Annotated in this window: 5 protein-coding genes and 1 pseudogene; 4 read left to right on the top strand and 2 right to left on the bottom strand. The window is 61.2% G+C overall.

Going from position 1 to position 4,015, the window contains the following annotated elements; translation table 11 throughout:
• Nucleotides 1-320 (top strand): annotated as a pseudogene (locus FK527_RS17670) (hypothetical protein); the annotation flags it as partial.
• 11 nt (nucleotides 321-331) lie between these two features.
• Nucleotides 332-1,279, top strand: a complete 948-nt coding sequence (locus FK527_RS17085; protein WP_144735871.1) for a catechol 2,3-dioxygenase — start codon at nucleotides 332-334, stop codon at nucleotides 1,277-1,279.
• Between the two features lie 133 nt (nucleotides 1,280-1,412).
• Here the strand turns inward: FK527_RS17085 and FK527_RS17080 are convergent, their stop codons facing one another.
• Nucleotides 1,413-1,916 carry a hypothetical protein gene (locus FK527_RS17080; protein ID WP_144735869.1) on the bottom strand — a complete coding sequence of 168 codons (504 nt, stop codon included), beginning with the start codon at nucleotides 1,914-1,916 and terminating at the stop codon, nucleotides 1,413-1,415.
• Between the two features lie 85 nt (nucleotides 1,917-2,001).
• Nucleotides 2,002-2,271: a hypothetical protein gene (locus tag FK527_RS17075; protein WP_144735867.1), complete on the bottom strand. Its 270-nt coding sequence runs from the start codon at nucleotides 2,269-2,271 to the stop codon at nucleotides 2,002-2,004.
• 178 nt (nucleotides 2,272-2,449) lie between these two features.
• On the opposite strand from FK527_RS17075, the gene FK527_RS17070 reads away from it, so the two are divergent.
• Together FK527_RS17070 and FK527_RS17065 are read left to right on the top strand one after the other, a co-directional pair.
• Nucleotides 2,450-2,656: a hypothetical protein gene (locus FK527_RS17070; protein WP_020205952.1), complete on the top strand. Its 207-nt coding sequence runs from the start codon at nucleotides 2,450-2,452 to the stop codon at nucleotides 2,654-2,656.
• 182 nt (nucleotides 2,657-2,838) lie between these two features.
• A partial coding sequence (locus tag FK527_RS17065) for an IS91-like element ISCR22 family transposase (RefSeq protein ID WP_144735865.1) occupies nucleotides 2,839-4,015 on the top strand: 1,177 nt, incomplete at its 3' end.

Genomic DNA, 4,015 nt, shown 5'->3' with positions numbered 1-4,015 from the left:
CGGGTCATACCGAAAAATCTCGGGCAACTGGCTTTGAGAAATCAACCCAGCAGTCCCCTGTGTGCATGCCTGAGACGCCCCAAACGTGTGCTATACTTGTGCTCATGCGGTTGGATTTCCTATCCCCTATTGAGGGTCAATGCCGGCCTCTGGGTCCTGTTAGCCGCGCGCATGTCAGTGCCGCAGAGGAAGCACGCGGCTTCACCCTGGCCTGCCGTGTGGCGCCGGTCACCCCGGTTCAACTGGAGGTGGTGGGCAAGTTTGAAAAGGTTTTTTCAAAAGGGTTCGTTTCATCAACGAACGAGATTATTAACAAATGAAGGAGAAACACATGAGTATTATGAGAGTTGGCCACGTCAGCATCAACGTGATGGACATGGCCGCAGCAGTGAAGCACTACGAAAACGTGCTGGGCCTAAAGACGACCATGCAGGACAATGCCGGGAACGTGTACCTGAAATGTTGGGACGAGTGGGATAAATATTCCCTTATCCTCACCCCATCGGACAGGGCTGGAATGAACCACGTCGCCTACAAGGTTACCAAAGACAGTGATCTGGACGCCTTCCAAGCTAGGATTGAAGCCGCTGGCACCAAGACCACCATGATGCCCGAGGGCACGCTGCCATCCACGGGGCGCATGCTGGTGTTTAAATTGCCAAGCACGCACGAAATGCGTCTTTACGCCATGAAAGAAAACGTCGGCACCGAGGTGGGTAGCATCAATCCCGATCCGTGGCCAGACAGCATCAAGGGTGCCGGGGCGCACTGGTTGGATCACGTACTACTGATGTGTGAGTTCGATCCGGGCACTGGTGTCAATAGGGTGGCCGACAACACACGGTTCTTCATTGATGTGCTGGATTTTTTCCAGACCGAGCAGCAATTGACCGTCGGCCCCGATGGCTCATTCCAGTCGGTATCGTTCCTGTCGTGCTCGAGCAAGCCGCATGACATTGCGTTTGTTGGTGCGCCGACTCCCGGCCTGCACCATATTTCGTTTTTCCTGGACTCGTGGCACGACATTCTCAAGGCGGGCGATGTCATGGCCAAGAACAAGGTACGTATTGATGCGTCACCTACACGCCATGGCTTCACGCGCGGCCAGACGATCTATTTCTTCGACCCTAGCGGCAACCGCAATGAGACCTTTGCAGGACTGGGGTACCAGGCGCAGCGGGACCGCCCGGTGACGACTTGGACCGAAGATCAAGCGGGTCGCGCAGTTTTCTTCCACACCGGCGAGATGGTGTCGTCGTTCATAGATGTGTACACATGATCGATTGAATGACCAGTGGGGGCCCCAAGTCTTGATTCATCAGCTTGGGGCGCCTTTGTTTCAATAACGGATAACCACCCATGCAAAAGACCATTTCACCGCAAGCCCCTAACCCGACTCACAGCATCTAAGGTCAGCTGACCTTCACCCAGTCGGGGTGCGGGCGCAGCTTTGGCTGCATCCGCATGGCGAGCGTCGCGAATTCCTCGCGCAGGATCGGCAATAGCGCGGCAGTCGCGGCCCGGTCCTCGCCCCCGGTGGTGCCGGAAACAAACAGCCGCGCCGACCGTGAGGAGACCGAAACCGGTGAGAGGGACACACCATCATCGGTATAAAGACGGGTGTTCCAGACGGTCGAGAGCGCCTCGCGATGTCTCTTTGCATAACCGCCAGGACGCAACCCGTCTTTGACACAGATCACGGACCAGCCGATCCAGAGCCGCAGACGGACAAGCTGCCGCATTGGCCAGGACCAGGCCGAGTTGATCAAACCGAGCTCGAACGCCCAGCGGATGAAAAGTGCGGCCTCCTGGCGGTGGCGCTGCCTGCTGTAGCCGGGCAGCGCGGCAAGATCGGGAGCCGTCGCCTCTGCCAGCCGCTCCTGCGCTTCACGGGGCTGAACCCTGGCCCCGCTCATGGCCGAGACATTTCCGGCGCCGTCGTCACGACTCCACACAAGGCAAGTAATACATCGGCAAGCTGGGCGGGCTGCGCCCCCTCGCTCAGCTTTTCCTCCGCTCCATCCACGTCACCGGAAAGGCGCCATGGGTAAACGGGGCCGCCGCCATCATCTGGCCGCCAGGCTTCCCGCGCATGGGGTTCCACCGCCACCAGCCATGTTGCGGCTCGACCCAGCCGCCATCAACCGCCATGGTGATGGCGTGCACCTCGCGTTCGACCTCGGCGGGATTATGATGGCCCTTCGTATACGCCAGTTCCAGCGCAGCGGTCGCGTGAAAGGAAATCTTGAGCGGGTATTCGCGGGTCGGCATGGCTGCATTGTAGGAAACTTGCGACCGATGTTTCCAGCATGGCATGGCCGTACGTAGGGGACTCGTGAGGTTAGCCACGAGACTTAGTTGGCTCGTTCGATCGATTAGTGGGGGCCGCGAAAGCTTCACGCCTGAAGTCCATGGTGCATTAGCGACCCGCGCCTACGAAGCCACCTTCATGGCCGGCCAGCCGGCGCTGGCCCCGATGCGCTTCAGCGCACTGAATTTCTGCGGCCAACCGTGGGAGCCGCAGCAGGCGGAGTACGACGGCGGCACCACGCTCACGCTCTGGCACCACGACCTCTACTACGGCAACCGCGTCGGCGCGCGCTTCTCGTTTGCCGACCAGTACATGGGACTGGTCGGTCAGCCGTCGCGCGAGTAACCGGTGCGAATAACCGCCGAGAGTACACCCCGATCAAAGCCAGGCCAGACCAGCAGGCGCTGCTCAGCTGAACCCGCCGCGCATCAAAACCGCCACCTCACCGGCGAATAGAGGCGGTTCCTGACCAGCGTTCACACGGCTGAGGAGAAGTCTGCAAAATACTGTGTATTTGCGCAGTATTCATGCCAGCCACCGCCAAACCCAAGCGCTACAACCCCCGCCACCCCGAACGCACTCTGCTCTACCAAACCGTGGCCGAGCACTACGAGAGCTGGCTGGAGCTGGCTTGCGAGGGTCAATTTGAGGGCCAGGGCGACCACCACAGCCCCAGGCCCTACGTGCGCAAAGCGTTCGAGAAATATCTGGAGTGCGGCATCTTCGCCCACGGCTTTGCCCGCGCCCGCTGCGACGACTGCGGACACGACTTCCTGGTCGCCTTCTCGTGCAAAGGCAGGGGTGTCTGCCCCTCATGCAACACCCGGCGCATGGCTGAGACGGCGGCACACCTCACCGACCATGTGTTTCCCCGCCTGCCGGTGCGCCAGTGGGTGCTGTCGGTGCCCAAACGGCTGCGGTACTACATGCAGCGAGAGGGCCCGGTGCTGGGCATGGTGCTGCGCATCTTCCTACGCGTCATCGCGCAAACGCTGCAAGCCAACAGCCCTGGTGCGGCCAATGTGGACAAGGCAGCACTGCACATAGGCGCAGTCGCCTTCATCCACCGCTTTGGCTCCAGTCTGAACGAGCATGTGCACTTCCATGTCTGCGCAGTCGATGGCGTGTTTGAGGAAGTGGCGGGCGAGGAGGGCGATGCTGCTGATGCAGCTTCTCAAAGCTCACCATCGCGCATCATCTTCCACCCCGCCACCGGCGTGACTGCGGATGCCGTGGGTCAGGTGCAGGCCAGCTTACGCAAACGCATCCTGCGCGCCTTTGTCGGACGGGGCCTGCTGGAGAGTTTCGAGGCCCAAGAGATGCTGGGCTACAAGCACAGCGGGTTTTCGGCGGACACCAGCGTGTGCATAGCGGCGCACGACCGCGCCGGGCTGGAGCGGCTGCTGCGCTACTGCGCCCGCCCGCCGTTTGCCATGGAGCGGCTGCGCAAAGCGGGCAGCGAGCTGGTCTACCGCTGCGCCAAGCAGCACAGCGAGCCCGGCAGCCTGCCTCACAACAAGCGCGGCGTAAAGGCCGATGAGATCACCCTCACCCCGCTGGAGCTGATTGAACGTATCGCCAAGCTGGTGCCCCCGCCGCGCACGCACCGCCACCGCTACTTTGGCGTGCTGGCACCGAACTCACCCTTGAGGCCTGCCGTCACGGCGCTGGCGCGTGATGCAGCGGTGAAACCGGCGCAGGTGC

This window comes from Extensimonas perlucida (assembly GCF_007655255.1).
Lineage (GTDB): Bacteria > Pseudomonadota > Gammaproteobacteria > Burkholderiales > Burkholderiaceae_C > Extensimonas > Extensimonas perlucida.
This window is presented reverse-complemented; position numbering and strand designations above follow the sequence as displayed.